We start from the raw sequence: 20,748 nt of genomic DNA, 5'->3' as shown, positions 1-20,748 counted from the left end.
AGCTTTGCATCTATCGGTGATCGGTCAGCGTCACGTCGTGCGCTTTGTCCAGCAATTTGCGGACTTGATCCAGAATGGAATTACAGTAGCCCGCCAAAATGAGAACCTTTCCAGAGTGGCCATAAAAACTCAATCGGGTTGAGTTCGTGTGCGTATGCAGGGAACCGTACGATTTCCAGCCAGTAGCTGTTGTCCAGAGCAGAGTCACGCGCCACGATGCTGCGATGATCGGCAGATTTATCCCGTCACAAAGTGACGGAGCCCTTGCTTCGGGAAATCCGCAGGTTTGAGGATCTGCCAGGATTTTCTCCCGTATCTGCGGCTTCTGTTCTGAGTTCAAGTGATCTTTTCCGCCCGAGCGTTGGACTTCCCGAGCCTGTGTTACGCCGCGTTCGTGAGAGGTATGGCATTGGCTTACGGTTTTCGACTGACTCCCAGTCGTTGCCCGATTTCGGTAAGAGTAAAGATCAGGCTGATGCTCGAACATTTCTATGGCGGCTTGTCGATGATGCATCTGGTTGCAAACATACGCCGCAATCGAAGTACGAGATCAAGCACTAGAACATTACCTTATTGGATTTAGAGCAATATATAGAATAAATGCAAATCAACTATTACTATGAGAAATGGGAGGTGCAATAGCAAAATTCAATATCGTCGGTGTGTCGCTAATTAGGAGCTGAAGTTGAAAAAAATATTATTTGCGTTGATATGCGCTGTATCTCTTTGGAGCCTTGCTCCCCGAGTGTATGCTTGGTGTTACACATGTCAAAGCTGTCAATCAAAAGGTAATGTAGGACCGACGCAAGTCGATCAATGTACTCTCCCAACTTATGGTTGCCATACCCCTTGTTCATATGTACAACATTCAAAGGGGCGGGAGTGTGCTACAGACCATACAGATCTTCTTTCATGTGAAGGAGTTGGAAATAAGGTATATCCTCTGCAGTATCAGTCTGTTGCCTGTGAAGAAGTCGAAAGCATTGGAGATCAGGCTGTACACGCTTGTTCATGCCCTGCAGCATCTGACACGGCTTGGACAAATGATCCAGATCCAACTCATGGATTCAATGGAACTGAATGTATAACCTGGAAGAGCGTAGCTTAACTGTATAGGAAACCTGTCCAGCAGGAATTTTACTATCTTACTAATTTCCTGCTGGGCTATGTTGATGGATTCCTGTTGAATATAATCGTTTTAGTGCTATTGGAATCGTTTGCTTGGTCGATGATTATATTGCGAGGTTTATACAGTAGTTTCGTACAAATTTAAGAAGTGATTTACAATGAAAATGTCGTTGGGTATAATGCCGCCCGAATCAATGAATCATAGCGTTAAGTTAATATATAACAATAAAATATAATTAATCTTCTCCTCGTTGAGAAATTAAATAGATATTTTTATACTTGAAATCTTGGAATTATGAATTTATGACTGGTCGTCTAATTATCGGCAGACACCCTATAGAATTTATAGCGTGGGTGCATGATCTACTGCACTGGGAATTAGGTCCTTGAATGTGTAATAGCTCAAAATATTAAAAGACAATCTCCTAGACAAGATGAGAGGATACTATATGTTCAAGTTTACGATGTTCAGCACCATATTGGCAATAACTGCTTGTGGCTGCTTGTCTGCCAATCCAATTCCGCAAGTCTCTGATTCTAATTTGTGGAAAACATTAATTGTTAAGAATTCTTCCATTAAGAAGAGCTGTATATACTGGAAACTTGATCGTCATGAATATGCATATCCAGAGTTAGATCCAAATAAGAGTGCTGCGTATGCATATGCAGCAGAAATACATGCGGGAAGTTCCGAGACTCTTGCTCGTGCAGTTTCAGAGGCAATTCTTCGACGAAATCAGGACTTGCTACGAGGAATACACACTACAGGGATTGCTCACTTTGAATTTAATGGCAAAACGCTTTTGTCCGACGTACAATATAAAGCAGAGAAGTTGGCTAGTTCCAGCAATCTTCCATATCATTTAGAAGTTAGGGAGATTATTGATGACAAGTATCGTATCTCGATTCGTAGATCTGTCAAGAGCAATTACACCGAACTTTCTGGCTGGGAAGGTGAATTGCGCACTGATCCTAATAATGCTGGAACTAGTACATTTGGAGCATTTGCAGGAAACCTTCGAGGCGGTGCAAATGTACTAGTTGGTACTCCATTATCTCAAATTTATCCGATTCCCGCATCAACAGCTTCTTTGGCTTATCCTCATGATATATTGCTTCAACGTCAAGTTAATCAGGGGAAGTTACCTCTTCTTGTTCGATGCCATGTTTCCGATAAATATTCTCGACCAATAATGATAGAGATCGTTGATGGAACCAATGGAAAAACAAGAAATAAATATACTGCAGATGGATATAAATTATATAATGATTCGATTTGGTTTCCATCACATGTACAAATTTTGCAAATGACTGAATCGGGAGCAGTTCTTCAAGATGAAGAGTATAATCTAATAAGCGCCAAATTTAATGCTTTGGCGAAAACTGACCTGATTTCTAACGGTCTACCAATCGGTACGCACTTAGATGATTATCGGTTTGATAAGAATATTCCTGTATCATATGCAGCAAATCATGGGATTCCTAGTGATCAAAAAGTCTTTAGTATTCGTCCAATAAAGGACGATAAACTTACAACTAAACCTCGACGCAGTGCAGTAGGTGTATATGTGGTATGTGGGGTAATGATCGCGTTTGTCGCTATTTTATTATGGAGAAGGCGGCGCTAGGCGATTTTTATTGTCGCGTTTCGTATTGTCGATGCCTCCGCATCAGTTCTATATTGTGCATGAGGTCTTAGGAACTAATGGATAAAACATTGATTTAACTTTAATTCACCTCATCAAGACCGTTAAATGCAGGGATTCTATGCATCTCGGGGCTTTTCGTCCGATGCAAGTAAAAGATAAGAAGAATTTACGAAAATGAGGGTGGAGATTGTCTCCAAATAAACTAAATTTAAGAGTATGTACTTAAAATCTATCCGTATATATTGTTTTTTGCAAACTGTCGTGACAAAAATTGCGTTGAGGGAATTACGCTAATCTCGCACTAATTTTCGCCACAACCATTCCCAATATTGTTACGGAATACTTCATTCATGTCGATGATGTGAGGAAAACAAGTCAAAATATCTCAGACTAAGCTTTATCCCATTGCATCGGATATAGGAGAGGTCTCTCTACGATCGATGGGTTGGAGAATAAGCTTTGATTCAATAGGGAACAATACCTGTGCCACGTTCACAAGAAGCATTAGAACAAAAGGCTGATTGCCTCCATGGTATAGTAAATAGATTAGGGCTGTGCCTGAACTGGAAAGGGGCAATTAGTGCTACTTTTGAAATAGGATTTGCAGTTTGCCTTATATTGGTCATAAAAGACGCTCTTTTTTCTAGCGCAAGCCCATATCCCTATATCGCTTTCCTCCAGACCTTGTTTGCCGTGTTCGCGCCATGGATGTTATATCGATATTTTTCGAAATTTTACCGCATTCAAGGAAAGCGCAATCTCGAACGAAAGGAAATAAGCTCTTTCATTTTCAATTTGATTCTCTTAATAGCTGCTGGATTCATAATTCTTTTATCACTTTGTGCTATACGTATTTTTATCCTGTATCCAACTCCTGTATCTTCGTCTCTTGCTAATTCTATTTGGCTGGGGGAGGGAATCAGAGCGAAAGGCATCGCCTCTGGCATATCACCTGCCCAATTTCTATGTGAAGAACTAGGATGGAGTATTTTGCCTGTTCTTCTTACCTCGCTTATCGCTTCATTGTTTCTTGGCTGGAGTGCATTATTCACTAATCTGAGCCGTAAAAGTGATTTGGAGTTTATATATATAAGTTGTGCTCTGTTTTTTGTTCCTGCTTGCATACTGCTATCAATATTTTTATGTGGCGTGCGAGCAAGGATAAGTCTGCAAGAACCCTTTGGCTTATGTCTGTTTTTCCTATCAATAGCTATTTTAAGTGGCTCAGATTTACCGCCTAATAAGATATTATCTAGAACACGCAAGAGACGACATCCATTTTTTTTTATGACTGTCCTTCTCATTCTGACTGGCGTACTTATCTCTTTTGACCACTTACTTGAATGGAGAGTATTGCCATACAGCCATTATTCAGCTACAAAGGCAGATTTCGTCTATTTAGAAAATATCTCACCATCAATGCAGGATGCCACCATTGCCATGGAAGACCATGCCTTCTACAGACACCATGGCTTCGATTGGATCGCCATGCACCATGCCCTACGTGTTGATCTAAGTGAAGGACAGGTCAAAGAGGGGGGCAGCACAATCACCCAGCAGCTTGCCAAGAATCTGTTCCTTACGAGTGATCGAACTATATGGCGCAAGATTGAGGAGGCGGCCTACACCTTGGAGCTGGAGCGCATGCTGCCCAAGTCGCGTATTCTTGAGCTATATTTGAACACGATTGACTATGGAATGGGGCAGCGGGGGCTTAAAGCCGCAGCGCAATATTATTTCCATAAAACGCCAGATAAACTGACCCTAGCGGAAAGCGCAATTCTTGTCGGGATTGTGTCCGACCCCATGCAAAAGCAGGTCGATCCCCAGAGGCTAATAGTAGGCCAGCACACAGCTTTCAGTCGTATTCGATACTTCTTCCCCAATCGATATTCTCAAGAACAATGCGATCTGGCTTCGGGGTATCCGCTCAACATGCTGGTCTATCCTAATAAGGACGCCTGGGATCGAGGAGCGACATGCGAAATACCAGCCGATTGGCATGGCGTGAAGTTCTATTTTTTTGAGAATCCATATGAGCCGCTGCCCATCGATAATGCGTCGCTTTCTTTAAAGGTTCGCCTCGCGGGATTTCTAGTTGAGGCGCATCAGCATTTGCATGTGGTGGGGATCGACCACCTGGGTGTATATAACGACCGAAGCACGCGCCAGGAGGAGAAAGTCATTTCGTCGCACGCATATGGACAAGCCATTGATATCTCTGGCTTTCGATTCGCGGATGGCTCGCGAGTGAGTGTCAAGGATCATAACAATCCGAAGGTGATGGCGCGTCTCGCGCCGTTGGAGGCGATGCTCAATCGCCACTTCGACGCCGTGGTGGATTGGAATGACGACCCTAAGCGCCATCAGACACACTTTCACACCGAAGTGAAGGGGCCACGCTCAACAACTCCACGTCCTGTGCAAGATCCTCCTGCCAAATCCGTCGAAGAAACGATGGCGGAGATACATCAGACTAAACACTTACCTGCCCGTATTGCCACATGGCTAAGTGGGACGTTCGTTCGGCAAACAACGGGCCACTCGTGCGGAGAGGCTTGTGTTGCGGCGATCCTGTCCGATTATCTCAAGAAACCGACCAGTGAACTTCAACTTATGCATCTGTTGGACACAGGAGGTGCTCGCTGCACTAGGAGTGACGAATTGATTCGGGCATTCAAAGCGCATGGAGTGCAAACGGTCGACACTGTCGCGACTTCGGATGAACTTTTGGACGATATCGCTACAACTGGGATACCAGCCATTGTCACCTTGACCCGTCCTACGGAACATTGGATCGTCGTGGTGGGCGAGTGGGGAGATTATCTCCTGGTGTCCGATCCGCAGCGAGGAAATCTGCTCCTGCCGAAGAATGAGTTCTATGCGCGATCTGATGGTGAGAGTGTTTGTGTCGAGAAGGCAAACCTATGAGCACTCGGATTTCAATAGTGCTTCTGATCGCCGTTTCGTTGCTTTTTGGAGTCGGCATTGCCTTTAAAATGCGTGGCCATGAAAAGCCTGCGGTGGAAGTCGCAGGAGGAACCGTTTATGACGTAGGGACCATTCCTGCTGACCATCCGCTAACCCACGCCTTTCGACTGAGCAATCCTCATTCATTTCCTGTGGGCCTGTCGATTGTCACGACAGGATGCGAATGTACGACCGCCAGCGTGTCTGCTCCCGTTATTCCTCCACACGGACAGGCGGACGTGACGCTGAATGTGAAGCTTGAAGATACGAAGGAGATTTCATCTGGTGGGTGTTTCGCGACGACGCATGGAGACCAGAAAGTTGAAACGTGGCTCTTGCTTACTGGGCATGTGGGCACAGAACAAAAAATCCTGAATTCAGGGCAAAAATAATCAGGATTAGTATTTGCCGAGGATGGTTTAATGCGACATTCGACAGAGAGCGCTGGTCAACAGACAAGCGATCCGCCCCGCTCGCCAAACATTTTCAAAGCCTTATGGTCGCGCCTCAATCGGCCTTTGGACGCAAATGATATCCAGAAGCTCGCGCAGCCTCTGAATCAGCCGTTGGGGGCTGACACATTTCGTGTGTGGGGGAAAGAACTACGATCAGTAATGCGGGATGGCGTTCGGCGCCTCCGAGCGGCGGATTTTGCCGCGTTGCTGGGCGTCACCAGTATTCTAAGTTTCCTGGTTCTCATGACGTTCAGCCAATCGAGTCTGGCGTTATGGTTGCGAGAGAATGGCCTCTATCCAATGCTTGCCATCATCGCACTCAGTCTGTCCTGGGCGTCGATTTTGGGATCGGCGCAGGGGCAATCGGCGTCTCGCGCCCATAATCAGCTCCATCTGATCGTCGTCGCGACATCGTTGTTCACATTGTGTTTCTTCCCCCAAGAAGATGAAGGAGCGGCGCTTTTACGACAAAATGTCGGCATGACGGCGTTGCCACAGTGGGGTGTGCTTGTAGTGCTCATCTTGGGCGCGTCCAGCCTCGCTTCCTGGCGTCTCTCCCCTGAAGACAACTGGATATTGGAATCGCAGGAGCGACAGATTTCGATTGTGATTCCCAATGCTTTTCTTGGAACAGCTCGTTTCGTTCTGCTTATGATGGGGTTGGGAGCAGTGACGATCTCCGTCATTTTTGCGGCAGGCGGTTTAATACGCTTTCTTTTATTGCTGGTCTTGTGTGCGACGGGCTGTGGAGTTTACAGATGTCTTCCTGGGCGAGAGAAATGGCGAGCAGCCACATTCCTGATCGACGGTAATCAGGATCAGATAGGTAGGATAAATCTCTTTGCAGGAGCAGCAGGTGCGCTATATGGGTTGCTCGGGTATTGCCAGGCTGCAACTGTCCTTACATATAACAACACAGGAGCGCGGATATGGTGGTTTGCTTTCGCGGCGGGAACTTTGGCGATTCTTGCTTATTCATTCGTGGGTATGTGCGAGCGACAGCATGTCGCCGTGGATCCACAATCACTGACGAGCGTCAAGGTTCGCTTGCGGCAGCGTTTAGAGCCAGTCTCCTTGGTCGCAGCATTGCCGCGAATCAACTCGTTGTGGCGCAGACCCATTGCGATCTTCCGATGGTTACGTCGGAAAATCCATAGTGGTACTCTCCAGTCTTCTCAGCAGCAGAGACGCGCTTTTCAAGTCTTTGTATTCCGCGATGTCGCTATTCCGCACTCCACAGTCCAGCCTTTAGACGGGTCTGCGGCGAAGGAGAGTTCGCGAACTTCGAGAACGGATAAGACAGCAATTCTTGGGAGAATAGCGTTCGGGGGCGCCCTGGTCTGGCTGTGCTTGAAGGATTGGCTGACATCAAATGTACGAGACTATCCTTATAGCAGCTCGCTGGGCGTGAGCCTCGCCGTTCTTGCTGCCGTAGTTGCCGTCCGCACGGTGCGCAGACCCGCAGCCTGGCGGGATCTACTTCTTGCCGTGGCGACATGTTCCTTGATCGGATTGCACGCTCAGGCGGGCCTCCCAGCGGTCGCCGTGTTGTCGCTTGCTCTGCCTTCGCTCTTTACCGAAAGTGACCGCCTCACCAGCGGTTCCGTGTCGAGGCTTTCTTACTTACCTTACGCTCTGGCGGCGCTGGCTGGCGGCGCGGCGATCATACTCGATCCAGCGGTCGAAATTTCTGGCGGGGCGGGATGGACCAGCATTGCGCTGGTCGCATGCTGTCTAGGAGCTATGTTGTGGTCAGGGAGAGCATTTGGACAACGCATCACGCCGCCCTATTGGGGAACTATCGCGGTATTCGTGCTTTGCGGTGCGCTATATGTCTTCCGTACATACCTTGCCGCCGAGGCGTGGAATACGGATCAGAGTGTCCGAGAGATGCTTGCTGGAACGGGTCTGAGAACTTCGGGAGGTTCGCCTGGGTCCATTTCCTCCTTCATTGCTCAGGAGGGATGGATTTTCTGGGGGATCCTTGGCCTGCTGCTTGTGGATGCACTGTGCCGAAGCTGGGATGCCCTGATGAAGGCGTCATGTGACGCGCGCCTGACTGCGGGGGCTGATACTCGTCGCCCCGATCAGCGCTTACGCGCCAACCACGACGCCCAGGCTCTTGCAGCCAGCGCAGTCACGACGCTCGTTGCGCTGCTGGCGTTCGGGCGGATCGCGAACAACACTTCAGGTGTGTGGGTGCTGGCGTTGTGCATCGCCTCGCTGGCGATCTCTGGCGTTACTTCGAGGCAGTCATCGGCGCGGGCCTTTCGTGTCTTATTCCCCATTCCTTTCCGAAAGCCTCATTTGGCGATTGGCGCGATTTGCGTTCTGGCGCCTGTCGTCTGGTTTTGCGCTTTGTGGGGGATCGCGTGGTCGATGACTGGCTCTGGCTCCCCAATCGGCGTCGCCGCATTCGTCCCGTGGAGCTCAATGCCTGGAACGCTGCAAAACGCGCTGCCAAGTGGCATGCCCGCTGCTGTGTCCCGTCAAGATGAGCACGATATTTTTCGCCAGGCTTTTGGATCGCGTATTCAAATGTCGCCGCGAATGGCTGTTACGATTGCGCGGCGAGTCGTCGGAGGTGATCGACGGCGGAATCCGTTCACAATAATATCATCAACAGTTCTGGCTTCCATGATCAGCACCCTCATTCCCGAAGCGCGCATCAAAGAGCTGTATTTAAACGACCGTGATTATGGAGCGCCAACAGGCGGTCTCGAACAAGCAAGCCAATATTACTTCCACAAGCGGCCAGAGGCGCTCTCCACGTCGGACGCGCTTTTTCTCCTGGGGCGTCAGCCGCTGGATACGGATTCCTCTCCAAGGTTTCAGCGCAGATGGGAGGCGTCGGCGTACACTTCCGCTGAAGCGACGCAATATCAATGTCAGGTATTCAATCCAATTCCCGACATGCAGTTTATGATACATGACGGAGGAATCAATCAGCAAGGATTGGTCGCTTCGTATGTGGTGACCCACAGCAACACGCGGCCCTATCTCTGGAGAAATGGGCGATTTGAGATGCTGGAGACGTTGACTCGCGAAGGGAATGGCGCGGCGGTTAAGGTGAATGACGCAGGTCAGGCTGTCGGCTGGTCTAACCCTGAGAATGGGGCAGACCACGCCGCCCTTTGGGATAGGAATGGCGCGGTTCGTGACCTGGGAACGCTGCCAGGATTTACGAATAGCCGTGCTGAGGCGATCAACGACAAAGGACAGGTCGTTGGCTACGCTTTCAACAGTACGGCGGAAGCAGACTCGCCAATTGAAAACTCTTCCCGCGCGGTCCTCTGGGAAGATGGTCATATGAAAGACCTTGGGGTTTTACCGAACTGCGTCAGCAGCCGAGCCTATGCCATTAACGATGCTGGTCAGATCGCAGGCTGGGTACTAACCGTCGATGGCCGAACACATGCGATGGTGTGGGAGGATGGCGTCATGAACGATATCGGTGTGTTCGGGGATGGGCATGTGAGCGTCGCGAATGCAATGAATAACGCTGGACAGGTGGTTGGATCCGCCGACCACGCTGACGGCTCCGTCACGGCGTTTCTTTGGGAGAATGGCGTTCTGCACGATTTGGGAGCGCTTCCTGGTGATGTCTACTCCCGAGCCCTGGGAGTGAACGACGCTGGACAGGTGATCGGCGAGAGCCGCCCCGACAACCAGATCGCCTACCCTGGCGGCAGACCCTTTCTATGGGACAGCGCTCATGGCATGCGAGACTTGATCCCCTTGCTGGTCGTGGATCCCGCGCGTCAGAAGAAGATGGCCCACTCTTGCTTGGCGCTGTCAATTAACAATAGCGGCGAGGTTCTTGGGCTCAACAGAGAGAGTGAGCGTGGACAATGCCAGTTTGTCCTCTCGCCAATCACGGCGCCCGCATCGCGATCTTTATCGCATCCCGCCAATCCGCTGAAGATCACGCCGAAGAGTCATTCCCAGAAGAAGTGAGCGCCTTTTTAGCGTGAGCCATATTGCATCAAGGAATAGAAATCATGTCCACAAATTCTCGGCGCGGATCGCATACCGCCGAAGTCGGTTTTACTCTCATCCATACCCTGATCTCCGTCGCCGCCGTTTCGGTTCTCGGCGCTATTCTCCTCGCGCGTTTGAAGCCTTCTCCGCAGATCACCTGCGCCTCCAATATGCGCCGCCTCGGGCTGGGGTTGGCGCAGTATGTTCAGGACAATGACCAATGCTTTCCACCAAAGTTTTTTGAGGGGCCGCAGGGCTGGGCTGGACGTATTTACCCTTACGTGAAATCTGCCGCGCCTTACAAGTGTCCCGACGACCTCGGGCTTGCTAGTGGAGGCGCCGTTCCTGTCTCTTATGGGATCAATGCGAATCTGATCGACCAGTTCTCCAAGCTCAAGGCGCCCGCCAGCACGGTCATGCTGTTTGAGGTCGGCGGCGTACAGGTTGATGTGAGAAAGGCCGATGAAGGCAGCAATCAGTGGAAGGTCCAGCCCGCCAGCAAAATGCTCTCGCCGTGCGGATTTGGGCTGCTCGCCAGCAATCAAGGGCGTCCCTACGGCCAGTGGGGGGAGGGAGCCCACATCACCTACGCCACGGGCAATTTGGGCGAACGCAAAGGGATCGATTCTGGAGCCGACAATACTCCCCGCCACGGCGGCGGCTCGAATTTCTTGGGAGCGGATGGACATGTGTCGTACCTTCTTGGCGGGCAGGTTTCCAGCGGTACGGACGGAAGGTCGGGGAATGCTCAAGATCATCTGAAGGCTGATCAGGCGGCAGCAACGGATCAGATGTATCTCTCCGATGGCGCGACACCTGTGCAGATGACGTTCAGCACTCAATGATTTTACGGGGATTTTGCTATGAAGACATCGCCTCGAAGATCACGTTTCGGCGAAGCGCGCCCGCGATATGACGTTACGACGACTCCAAAAGAGGGAGTCGAACAGCCGCCTCTGCCAGGCAAACCCAAGCCGTCTTCCCCGAAGACCGTTCTTGGAGAGGCGCTGGCGTGGATTCTGCGGCCATTCGTGTTCGTACTGACTCTGGCCTGGCTCTGGATACGCAAACCCATCATCCTTCTTGTTCTGTTTATCTGCGGAGGTGTGTATGTGATGATACGACTGCGTCCACCGACAATTGACGGTCCCGCCCTGCCGATGACAGGCTGGAAGGCGACTGCCTATCCCTCCTCCGACATGGCACATGGCGCGATTGACGGAAAGTCACAGGCTCCTTGGACAACGCAGGGCGCTCAGGGGCCAACGAACTGGTTTGCCGTGGATATGAAACGCCCGCAGAAGTTTCATCAGATCGTGCTGGATACGGGGGGTGACGCCAATGCGTATCCGCGCGGCTATGCCGTCTATCTCTCAGCTGACGGCGACCATTGGGGAAGCTCAGTGGTTCGTGGCGAGGGTCAGGCCCCGATCACGATCATCGCACTCGGCCCCCAAACGGCCCGCTACGTCAAAGTGGTGCAAACGCGCCAGGGTGTCACCGATCCTTGGACACTCTCGTCGTTCACGCTCCATTAAGATCGATTGGCGTCGAAGAAGCTACGGCTGCCGATGCAGGAATTAGGGAAAGATATGTCTCCGCAAATTACCGTCTCACGCATTCCGCCCAAGCAGACGCCGAATGGCGCTCGGAATACACGTCGGGGCCGCACTTTCGGTTTTACGCTGATCGAACTGCTCGTTGTGATCTCTGTCATCGCGATTCTCGCTGGCCTGCTCTTTCCAGCCTTTGTTAAGGCGCGCGAAAAGGCTCGCCAGATGGCGTGTATGTCGAACATGAGACAGTTGGGAATCGCCGTGATGCAATACGTGCAGGATAGCGACGAGGAAATGCCCGCCGCTGCGGACAACACCTGGGGCGCGAATATACACGGCGGATGGATCTTCTACAAGGCGTATCCCGCGACAACGCCAGGAGCCTACGATCCATCGCAGGGGAGCTTGTACCCCTATGTGCGCAATAAGGGAGTCTTCATCTGCACTGATGACACCGTAGGGCAGAAGTCTGGGGATTCTTATGCCATCAACGCCTGTGTTGATAAGGGGAAGGTCGTCAATGGATTAAGAATTGGCCGACATCTCTCCGCTTTCGACAATCCTTCTTCATGGATGCTATTTGGAGAAGAGAACTTTGGAGATGATGGCGCTGGGGATAATACTGCGGGATCAACCAACGATGGCTATTTCGATTGGATGACTGACGGTCTCTCCCAGCGCCACTCCGAAGGTCAGAACATTAATTATATCGATGGTCATGCGAAATGGCATCTGGTGTCCGATATCATCGCGAACCAAATGGTTACTGGCGGGAGTGATCCTACGATCACGTGTACGCTGGACGATCACCAGTAATAAGAGAACACAACAGCCACTCGTTAACTTGAGTGGCTGATCCCTGTCCGAGTGAATAGATGGCGTCCATGATTTGTCGCTGTCGGCGTATGGCAAAACGTAGATATTGGATGACCAGGAAGATAAAGCTGGCGAGGCCACCGAAAAAATACAGGATAATGAGAATGGGCAGCATTTCGAAATTATTCTATCGGGATTTGACCTGGCGAGCCGACGAACAGTACTTGCCGATCTCACCTTCACTCATACCACAGCAACTCATCCTCCAGTTCCTGGCGCATATTTTCAGGCGTAACCGTGGCGCCAGCGCTGCTAGGCGTCAAGAAAACCACGACAAGCCGCCCATCCCGCTCCAAGCCAGGTATCCATTTCTCCAACCATTCGTCTAGGTCAATGGCGCGTGGTGTATGACCAGCCCATTCATCAATGGCGCATGCCGCTGCATATCGTTCGTGCGGCCATACTGGAACGACTTCATGCCTGTCGTTGTCTGCGGCCAATACCCAGCCATCGTTCCATAGGCTCCAAAGGTGTTCATGGTCGGCAACGCGCTTGATGAAATGCGCGTAGCGCTCCTGGAAGGGGAGAGCTGAAACTGTTTCAAATTCCTTGTCATGCATAGGTGATCTCGATCCCTCACGATAACTGCCAGTCGCTGTAGCCCTTATTCCAAGTCATCAACGACGAACTTCTGACCCAGGCCATTCACGTGCCAGAACAGATAATTCAGCAAGTCTTTGAAAACGTCGCGGCTCCCGTATTCGCATAAATACACGCCCCATTCTCTCACCGCCATCACTGCGTCAGGCATTTTGTTGAAGTCGCCATGTTCAGGCGTGCGGTATTCGTAATTGCCGTACTGCTCTTCGTAGCGTGCGAAATGAGGCGCGCAGCGGAGTACCTGATCAATTGGTTTTCTTCAACCGTGCGTGAATTCGACGCGATATTCTAATCCTATGATAATTTCCATTTCGCTGCAACAAGTAAAGGCAAACCCATTCAGCATTTATATCGCACGGCCTGGCCTGAAGCCCTCCAGCCATGTTACGGCGGCAGAACCAAATTCTCGATCACCTGCTTCTGGCGTCGTTGAGCCGAACTTTATGTGCGAGATCACATCCCAATCCACGGAGTCTATGAACCGATCCAGCGCCGCGCGCATGGTTTCAATGAGCACTTCATACGCCGCTTTTGGGATCGGCTCAATGTCAAAATCGCATCCGAGGGCAACGACAGGGAATTTACCCATCCATTCGGCCTCAATAGATTCAATGGCATAGCCAGGCGGCGGGGTGAAGACAGTGCGGAGAAACGATGCGCAAACATCCCTGAAATAGGCACGCTGCTCGTTGTTTGCTTGATCCCACTCAAAATTGGTGCTTTCGATGAAGTCCCAAGATTTCCCGATTGGGTTTTTGTTCATTGCTTTCTGTTTCAGGGGCACGACGTGCTGTTTTTCGACGCACGATACTTTTAGGATACTACAGCCACTGTCGATATTCTTCTCTAAAACCATCATCCCACATTCGCTGCATCATCGGTGTGATGGGAAACGTCTCCTTCAGATCGCTTTCGCCTAGCAACGCCCAATGGCGCACCGTGTGAAAGTGAAGCACAAAATCTGCCCGCAGAAGTTCTTCGATCCGCGCCACGGACCCCGTGTCGCCAGCAATTTCGCCGTCGCGCCCTCCATCGTCCAGGGAGACAAGGATCACCAGCATCAAAGCGAATTTCGTGTCTGAGTCCAGGTCGCCGCGCTCGTAGAGATCACAAAATTCGTAGAGACGATTTGGATCGGTAACGATCAAGTCCCAGTCCTGGGAGTATTCGCCAGTGCCGTTGCCAGCGAAAAGGAGACGGTCAAGGGTGGCTATCGCGGATTGGGATTCGCAGTGGGGTGGGGACGGTGGATTGGGCATACGGTCATTTGGCCTTTGAAGTGAGCTCGCTGCTGAGGACGAGTAATCCCACAGAAATATTTTACCTGGCAGAATGGGTTCGCCAAAGCATATCCGACCAGTGGAATATTCCACTGAGGTTCGTTTGAAGACGGATGCCCAATCTATACCTCACCGCCCATCCATGACTCGACAATCTCCTGACCTGAGGCTTTCATTTCGTTCATCTCATTCGCCAGAGCATTCAATCTGTATAAGGTAGTCGAGACAGGGTCAGCAGTGCTGCGGGCTACCTGTCATTTCAAATCGCGAATTGAGAGCATGATGAACGAACCTGTGGTGACCGCTGCAACATTCACCAACCACCCCGCCGCTACCAACCATTACAACTCGCTTCCGCCGACAGTTGCCGAATTTTTCGCGGGTATCGGCTTAATGCGCATGGGGCTGGAGCGAGCGGGCTGGTCTGTAGAATTCGCCAACGATATCGACCCGAAGAAGTGGCAAATGTATGCTACCAATTACCCTGCAAATCATTTTGTGCTCGGAGACATCCATCTGATTGATCCCGCAACCGTGCCGACGGTTACTCTCGCCACAGCGTCTTTTCCCTGTACGGATTTGTCGCTGGCTGGCGGGCGCGCAGGGCTTGCGGGGGCCCAGTCGGGAGCCTTCTGGGGATTTTTGAATATCCTGAAGGGAATGGAAACCCGAAGGCCGCCGATTGTGCTGCTGGAAAACGTCCCGAGCTTCCTGACCTCCCATGGAGGCCAAGACTTCCATCGCGCTATGTGCGCGCTCAACGATCTTGGCTACGCTGTGGACGCCGTGATTATTGACGCAGCATGGTTCGTTCCGCAATCGCGCCAGCGCCTCTTCGTAATAGCGGTTCAGCAGGAATTGCCCATTGAAGTCAAAACCGACACCTTCTTGAGTAAGCTGAGACCGAAGGCGCTGACCTCCTTTATCTCCAGCCACCTCGACATCAATTGGCGGTTGCGAGTGCTGCCTGAGCTACCGAGTGGATCGGCGACGCTGGACGAAATATTGGAAGACCTGCCAGCTAATGCGAGCGAGTGGTGGGACGAGAAGCGCTCGATGTATCTGCTGAGCCAGATGAGTGATCGCCATCGCGAGGTTGCCGAAAAAATGATCGCAAACGACAAATTGAGCTACGGCACAGTGTTTCGGCGCACGAGAAATGGCGTGTATGTGGCGGAACTTCGATCCGATGGCATCGCGGGCTGTTTGCGCACTCCCAAAGGCGGCAGCTCTCAGCAGATACTGATCAAGGCGGGATTTGGCACGGTTTCGGTTCGCAATCTCACGCCGCGCGAGTGCGCACGACTAATGGGAGCCGAAGAATATGTTATTGATGTTCCGCGGAATCAGGCCCTATTTGGCTTTGGAGACGCGGTGTGTGTGCCAGTGGTGGAGTGGATCAGTCGAAATTATTTGATGCCGTTGTTGGTGGAAATGAATGATGGGTGAGTAGTGTGCCTGGGAGCAGACGTAGCCTCAGTGGAATATTCCACTGAGGCCAGAGCGGGATCATGTTCAGGGCACTCCAGTTTCAAACGAGACCGCCTTTTGTGACGTGTCACACCTCAATGGTCATGACCAACCTACTTGGGGCTTTAGAATCGCTAATTTGGCCGATTGCGGGCTGACCTGTAAATCGCAGTGGAATATTCTACTGGCACAACCGTTAGAAACGTCCTCAACTTAGTGTCGCCTTACAAAACACTTGCCATCGATTGATCGTGGATACATTCTGGACCTTGTGGCGTTAGCCGTCGGCAATAGACATACTCACAATAGATCGAGTCCTTCCCAGAGCGTGAACTTGTTACACGTCCTACTCGGTGTTTATCATCAGAATCAATATCATCGGGCCTAGCCGAACTTGTTACACATCCTACTCTTTGTTTATCATTAGAGTCTAACTCCAAGATCACCAACCTCTATTCCCTCCAATTGGCGATCTCTCGGTTGTGAGCTTGCGAGCGCCGAGGGAGCGCCGCTTGGGGAGGGGAGCGAGCCTGGCGAGCCCAATCCCCAAGCAAATTTATCTACCATCGACTACATCGAGTATGGCAATAAAGTCATTTCCAAGCGCATACCGAATCGGATCGAATTTGGAAGTCGGCATCTCCTTTACCCTCAAAGCCTGAAACAAGCATCTCTCCCCTTCCACAATCCACTCCATTTGGCGAGACACATCCATGGCGCTTGTGGCATGTTCTGGCCAGCGATCCTTTATCGCCGCATCCAGGGTCCGAAACGACAGATCGATCAATCCATCATCAGTGATCCGACAGGCGAGTTGCATTAGTTCCAGGATATGCCGAATCGTGACGAGCGCCTGGGGTTGAAAAGTTTTCGTGCGGCAACTTGAAGCTTTCCGAAGTCCAGGAAGGAACGCCACGATCTGATTCGCTAAAAGGGTCTCTTCCGCCAATACCTCACCCGCCAAATCTTTGGATTTCTTGGCGACCACTTGCTTCTGGAGGCGCTCATAGGTGTTATTCTTATAAATTAGTCGCCCAATCAAACCAAGTCGATCAGAGATCGCTCTCTCCGTGGACCCAGGTATACTTCGCGCCTGATCCTCTAGCCACTCTCTCGCCAGATCACAGTTCCCACCAAATGCGGTGATCGCACACCCAATTGCGTCTTTGCCACGGACACCAGCAAACGTTTGATTGGTGTAATATGCATAGCTCTCGCCAGGCTCAAATCCCGCGTTTAATATCTGCCACGCCTTGGTTTTATTAATCGGCGCGCCATGCGGGCGGGGAATATGTTTTATGCTTGCCTTAGAATCCTCGCGCGTTGAGATTTGCTGAATGACTTGGCTAGGTTGAGCGTATATACTGGATTCATCTTTGCAATACAGCGACTTAGCGCGCCTCCACGCTTCGATGAGTGGGTGTGCTGGCATCTCGTAGGCAAGCGCTGCGAGGATGTCGGAGGCGGATGTGTTGTGTCGTTGTTTTGCGATAATTTCCGTAATGTTGTGGGTCCATGTATCATCGAGATCGCCATTTCGCCCGAAAGCACTCTGGACGGCATTGATCTGCTCTTCGAGCGGCAAAATTGATCCATCGTCACCAAGCATCCACGATATTGATTTACTCCAGGCGTGCCTACCAAGAGGCAGGCGCAAAATGCCGTCCAGATTGCTCTGAAAGTCTTTGGCGATCCAATAGCGTGAAGCACTACGCAGCACTGATTGGATGGCTTCGACCAACACTGCGGCTATTTGCAACGGCAGAGGTCGGATCGGTGCGGTAACTTGTATTCCTCGATTACCCGTGCGCATCACATGAGCTTCTAAGGCAAATTCGGCAAAAATGCATTTTACCAGCTGAATCTCACTGCGGAGTGCTTCGATATCGTCCCGCTCAAAGACCCGATCAAGGTCAATATCAATCCGAATATGTCGGACCTTGTAATGGGTGAGATCACGATCCCATCTATCAATGTTTCCGATGCTACAGTGATCGGGATCAGCAAGAGTCTTAATGACATCAAGCAACTTCATCGGTTGCTGCGGAAATCCACGTTTGCCATTCTTGCCGTCAATCCATTTACCTGCAATAATGGTCTTCCACGATACATCCTGCAGCGAACGCCCTGCATCATCGAATTTCGATGGCTTGTCCGTAACGAGATGCTTACCCCATACACTTGGATCGACGACTGATTCAAAAATGGCCATTGCTGCTGTATACGTCATTGGCATTTGTTGGGCGTAATCTGCCGTAGTGCGCCGTTTCTTTGTTTGCATGATCTCGTAGCCTTCAGGCTCCAACACGGCCCCGAAAGGTTCTTGATGCCATGCAAATGGATCAGGACTCCAGGTCGGGGGGACGTAGATAGGAGTATTGGGGGGCATATAAATCGGCTGCACTATTTCAACGAAATTAGGATCGTCTTCTAGCACCCAATCGGGCCAATCTAAGAAATCTATTGACATAGGACGACAACAAAACACCGCGCGATGAGGGAGGATACAGCTCTCTCACCACACGGTGTTTTTCGTCAGTCGCGCTGTCAGACACGACATTGATAATCATCGGTGCAGCCTGTATCGCCACTCCGATGATAAATACTGAGCATTCTGTGACTGACAGATCACAGGTCGCTGATGTGTATTACTGGGGCAGGGGAATTCCATCCTGGCCCTAATTCTTTTTCGTGCGTTTTCGAGCAGAATCGCACCAGGCCATGAAAAATAATTGCGGTGCGATATTGGCCCAAAAGGCACGATAAAAGAAGGAGAGTAAATTGATGTGAAACTGAAAGATGAGATTGATGACCCAGACGAGAAGCGACCGTGTCGAATTTGAACAGCCAGGTAAGTCTTACTGCACATCACCCACGAGCTCCGCCTGCGCCATGCATCACGGCGGCGCGGTCCTGGACACAGTGTTCGGAGAGCTGTGGGCGCGGGTGGATGACAAAAATCAGCGGGTGGGGGATGGGAATGGCTGCGAGGCGATCAGTTTTGAAGTGTCGTGCGACGCTGGAATCTTGCTTCGAGCGACGGTTTCCGTTGCCGCCGCAGATAGGCGCATTGATGAGAGAGTCGAGATCGGTAGCGAGGACATCGTCTGCGGCGCGGCGGGCGGGGAAGTCGAGGAAATGATGATTCTGCGTAGGCCGCTACGATATGACATCGCTATGTCGATGATGTGCTGCGCCAAAGATTCCAGAATCCGCGCGTGGATTATTGGTCCCGATCCTGATCGGTCGGATGTGGCTGTCTATTTGAGGAGGAAGATGCTCCGAGAGCTGGTGAGGGAGTTGGGCTGGCACATTGCTGGGGTGTGGTTTAAGTGACGCTACGGTGGTGCGCAGAATTGCAGGCGTCGCTAAGAAGGCTGCGGGATTTACGCCTCTGGCGTCGAATCTCTGATGCCTACCTCGAACCGACGCACAAATTCCTCCAGTGAAGTTTCTGCAGCAGCGCAATACTGCCGCAGTTCCATGAGGTCAAGCTGACGTTCGCCGCGCTCATAGTCGGAGATGCGGCTCTGAGCCACCTCCAGGCGGTCTGCAATTTCCTGCTGACTGAGGCCAGCATTCTGGCGAATTTGTCTTAACAGGCCCAGAAACACTTTTTGCTCGGCGGAGTACAACGTCTTTTTCACCCCATGAGTATAAGATACCCTTGACATTTATATGTATTCCAGATATTATATGGAATAACGATATTTAGACATGTTGATAGTCAAGCCACTGTATAGATTTGGCTGATCAGCTGGGCCATGGCGGCAAAACGGATGGTGCGTTCACCTTGCGTGGCGTTAGCTAATATGGTTGAGCGTTGCTGCGTCCGCAGCATGTATTTAGACTGTTGGCGTGCCCCCGAATCAGAATGTCCACATGGGCCGAGCGAAACCTGTCTCTTCCTCCTCGGTACCTTCGCCAATTAGGAGCCATTGTGGCGTGGTTTCCAATGAGATTGTCAAAGCAATGAGTTCAGCGTCGGAAACTTTTCGGGTTCCTCGCTCAACCCTGTGAATGTCTCGTCGGTCACCATTCCATATTCCGTGAGTTACTGTGGCCAATCGGCCACACAATTCACTTTGGGTGAGTTGCAGCTCTTCACGGCGCAACTTTACCCGCTCCCCGCAGACGTTCATACGCCCTCGTATGCGGATTAACGCTTTTGGACTTCCTGTGGAATGTGCTTCATGGGTACTCAATGTCTCCAATTATAAAAAAATGGAAGGTATTGTGTGCTACGGTCTAGGCAACAGGTATAATATGTATATGCTAGTACGGTCGTTTTAGGAGGGGCTCTTGCCAACAACAGAGAGGCATACAATTGAACAAATTTAAGAGCACGAGACTTCGGCTGTCCATACCGATGGTAATTAGCCTGATCGTTTTTGTCTTCTCTGTATGTGCGGTGGGATGCGGGACGGTGTCGGTGGCGACGCTTCATGGTGTTTATATTGAAGGCTCGACAGGGTCATCAATGGCCATGTCATTTGATCGCCTGGGAGCTAACGTTTTTCTAAACGCGAGTTACGACAAGGCCAAAAATACGACCTATGGCGACTGCATTTTGAGAAGGGCGAAATTTACTTTGATCGGTGACACGGTGCGTTTGGAAGGTGGCGAGGCGACTCCGCTTGGACGAGGACTTTCTACATTATCACCTTCCAATGACAACGGAGAGGTTATGCTACTGAAACTCACCGACAATGGGCAATCCCTCTCCTACACTAACCGCAGTGGTACTATTGTGAAATTTATCAGGCAGTAGGAAAAGCTGGAT

General features: G+C 50.8%; 16 protein-coding genes. 10 read left to right on the top strand and 6 right to left on the bottom strand.

The window, feature by feature from the left end; all coding sequences use genetic code 11:
* Positions 1-10: 10 nt before the first annotated feature.
* Positions 11-340, bottom strand: a complete 330-nt coding sequence (locus D5261_RS30195; RefSeq protein WP_125206110.1) for a hypothetical protein — start codon at positions 338-340, stop codon at positions 11-13.
* Positions 341-1,577: 1,237 nt separating this feature from the next.
* On the opposite strand from D5261_RS30195, the gene D5261_RS30190 reads away from it, so the two are divergent.
* From D5261_RS30190 to D5261_RS30160, 7 genes are all read left to right on the top strand, one after another.
* Positions 1,578-2,756 (top strand): hypothetical protein, encoded by a 1,179-nt coding sequence (locus tag D5261_RS30190; RefSeq protein WP_125206111.1) that lies wholly within the window; start codon positions 1,578-1,580, stop codon positions 2,754-2,756.
* A gap of 504 nt (positions 2,757-3,260) precedes the next feature.
* Positions 3,261-5,708: a transglycosylase domain-containing protein gene (locus D5261_RS30185; RefSeq protein ID WP_125206112.1), complete on the top strand. Its 2,448-nt coding sequence runs from the start codon at positions 3,261-3,263 to the stop codon at positions 5,706-5,708.
* Positions 5,705-6,139, top strand: a complete 435-nt coding sequence (locus D5261_RS30180; RefSeq protein WP_119322756.1) for a DUF1573 domain-containing protein — start codon at positions 5,705-5,707, stop codon at positions 6,137-6,139. The genes D5261_RS30185 and D5261_RS30180 overlap by 4 nt, the downstream gene beginning before the upstream one ends.
* 267 nt (positions 6,140-6,406) lie before the next feature.
* Positions 6,407-10,159, top strand: a complete 3,753-nt coding sequence (locus D5261_RS30175; RefSeq protein WP_165864368.1) for a transglycosylase domain-containing protein — start codon at positions 6,407-6,409, stop codon at positions 10,157-10,159.
* Between the two features lie 44 nt (positions 10,160-10,203).
* Positions 10,204-11,028, top strand: a complete 825-nt coding sequence (locus tag D5261_RS30170; protein WP_119322758.1) for a type II secretion system protein — start codon at positions 10,204-10,206, stop codon at positions 11,026-11,028.
* Between the two features lie 18 nt (positions 11,029-11,046).
* A complete protein-coding gene (locus D5261_RS30165; RefSeq protein WP_119322759.1) occupies positions 11,047-11,721 on the top strand; it encodes a discoidin domain-containing protein in 675 nt (224 codons plus the stop codon).
* A 6-nt stretch (positions 11,722-11,727) separates the two neighbouring features.
* Positions 11,728-12,555 (top strand): type II secretion system protein, encoded by an 828-nt coding sequence (locus D5261_RS30160; RefSeq protein ID WP_125206113.1) that lies wholly within the window; start codon positions 11,728-11,730, stop codon positions 12,553-12,555.
* Between the two features lie 239 nt (positions 12,556-12,794).
* Here the strand turns inward: D5261_RS30160 and D5261_RS30155 are convergent, their stop codons facing one another.
* The 3 genes from D5261_RS30155 to D5261_RS30145 all read right to left on the bottom strand — a co-directional run bounded on the left by D5261_RS30155 (position 12,795) and on the right by D5261_RS30145 (position 14,363).
* Positions 12,795-13,175, bottom strand: a complete 381-nt coding sequence (locus D5261_RS30155; RefSeq protein WP_119322761.1) for a DUF2750 domain-containing protein — start codon at positions 13,173-13,175, stop codon at positions 12,795-12,797.
* A gap of 386 nt (positions 13,176-13,561) precedes the next feature.
* A complete protein-coding gene (locus D5261_RS30150; RefSeq protein WP_119322762.1) occupies positions 13,562-13,978 on the bottom strand; it encodes a hypothetical protein in 417 nt (138 codons plus the stop codon).
* A gap of 58 nt (positions 13,979-14,036) precedes the next feature.
* The gene (locus D5261_RS30145; protein WP_119322763.1) at positions 14,037-14,363 is read right to left on the bottom strand and encodes a hypothetical protein; all 327 of its coding nucleotides are present in this window, start codon (positions 14,361-14,363) and stop codon (positions 14,037-14,039) included.
* A 411-nt stretch (positions 14,364-14,774) separates the two neighbouring features.
* Between D5261_RS30145 and D5261_RS30140 the strand changes: the two genes are divergently transcribed.
* Entirely contained in the window at positions 14,775-15,944 is a 1,170-nt protein-coding gene (locus D5261_RS30140) for a DNA cytosine methyltransferase (protein WP_218025661.1), read from the top strand.
* Positions 15,945-16,521: 577 nt separating this feature from the next.
* Here the strand turns inward: D5261_RS30140 and D5261_RS30135 are convergent.
* Positions 16,522-18,246: a bifunctional DNA primase/polymerase gene (locus D5261_RS30135; protein WP_125206115.1), complete on the bottom strand. Its 1,725-nt coding sequence runs from the start codon at positions 18,244-18,246 to the stop codon at positions 16,522-16,524.
* Between the two features lie 524 nt (positions 18,247-18,770).
* Here D5261_RS30135 and D5261_RS30130 point away from each other — a divergent pair.
* Positions 18,771-19,301: a hypothetical protein gene (locus D5261_RS30130; protein WP_301002348.1), complete on the top strand. Its 531-nt coding sequence runs from the start codon at positions 18,771-18,773 to the stop codon at positions 19,299-19,301.
* A 50-nt stretch (positions 19,302-19,351) separates the two neighbouring features.
* Here the strand turns inward: D5261_RS30130 and D5261_RS30125 are convergent, their stop codons facing one another.
* Positions 19,352-19,639 (bottom strand): helix-turn-helix domain-containing protein, encoded by a 288-nt coding sequence (locus D5261_RS30125; RefSeq protein ID WP_218025662.1) that lies wholly within the window; start codon positions 19,637-19,639, stop codon positions 19,352-19,354.
* 653 nt (positions 19,640-20,292) lie between these two features.
* Between D5261_RS30125 and D5261_RS30120 the strand changes: the two genes are divergently transcribed.
* On the top strand, positions 20,293-20,736 hold the full coding sequence (locus D5261_RS30120; RefSeq protein WP_119322767.1) for a hypothetical protein: 444 nt from the start codon (positions 20,293-20,295) through the stop codon (positions 20,734-20,736).
* The last annotated feature ends 12 nt before the right edge of the window (positions 20,737-20,748 follow it).

The organism is Capsulimonas corticalis (genome assembly GCF_003574315.2).
Lineage (GTDB): Bacteria > Armatimonadota > Armatimonadia > Armatimonadales > Capsulimonadaceae > Capsulimonas > Capsulimonas corticalis.
The sequence above is the reverse complement of the archived record's forward strand: the minus strand, read 5'-3'. Positions and strand labels throughout refer to the sequence as shown.

What these genes read in the sequence shown, in the direction of transcription:
- D5261_RS30190 (WP_125206111.1), top strand. Translation starts at nt 1,578, where the DNA reads ATGTTCAAGTTTACGATGTTCAGCACCATATTGGCAATAACTGCTTGT.
- D5261_RS30180 (WP_119322756.1), top strand. Translation starts at nt 5,705, where the DNA reads ATGAGCACTCGGATTTCAATAGTGCTTCTGATCGCCGTTTCGTTGCTT.
- D5261_RS30170 (WP_119322758.1), top strand. Translation starts at nt 10,204, where the DNA reads ATGTCCACAAATTCTCGGCGCGGATCGCATACCGCCGAAGTCGGTTTT.
- D5261_RS30165 (WP_119322759.1), top strand. Translation starts at nt 11,047, where the DNA reads ATGAAGACATCGCCTCGAAGATCACGTTTCGGCGAAGCGCGCCCGCGA.
- D5261_RS30155 (WP_119322761.1), bottom strand. Translation starts at nt 13,175, where the DNA reads ATGCATGACAAGGAATTTGAAACAGTTTCAGCTCTCCCCTTCCAGGAG.
- D5261_RS30150 (WP_119322762.1), bottom strand. Translation starts at nt 13,978, where the DNA reads ATGAACAAAAACCCAATCGGGAAATCTTGGGACTTCATCGAAAGCACC.
- D5261_RS30140 (WP_218025661.1), top strand. Translation starts at nt 14,775, where the DNA reads ATGATGAACGAACCTGTGGTGACCGCTGCAACATTCACCAACCACCCC.
- D5261_RS30135 (WP_125206115.1), bottom strand. Translation starts at nt 18,246, where the DNA reads ATGCAAACAAAGAAACGGCGCACTACGGCAGATTACGCCCAACAAATG.
- D5261_RS30125 (WP_218025662.1), bottom strand. Translation starts at nt 19,639, where the DNA reads ATGTCAAGGGTATCTTATACTCATGGGGTGAAAAAGACGTTGTACTCC.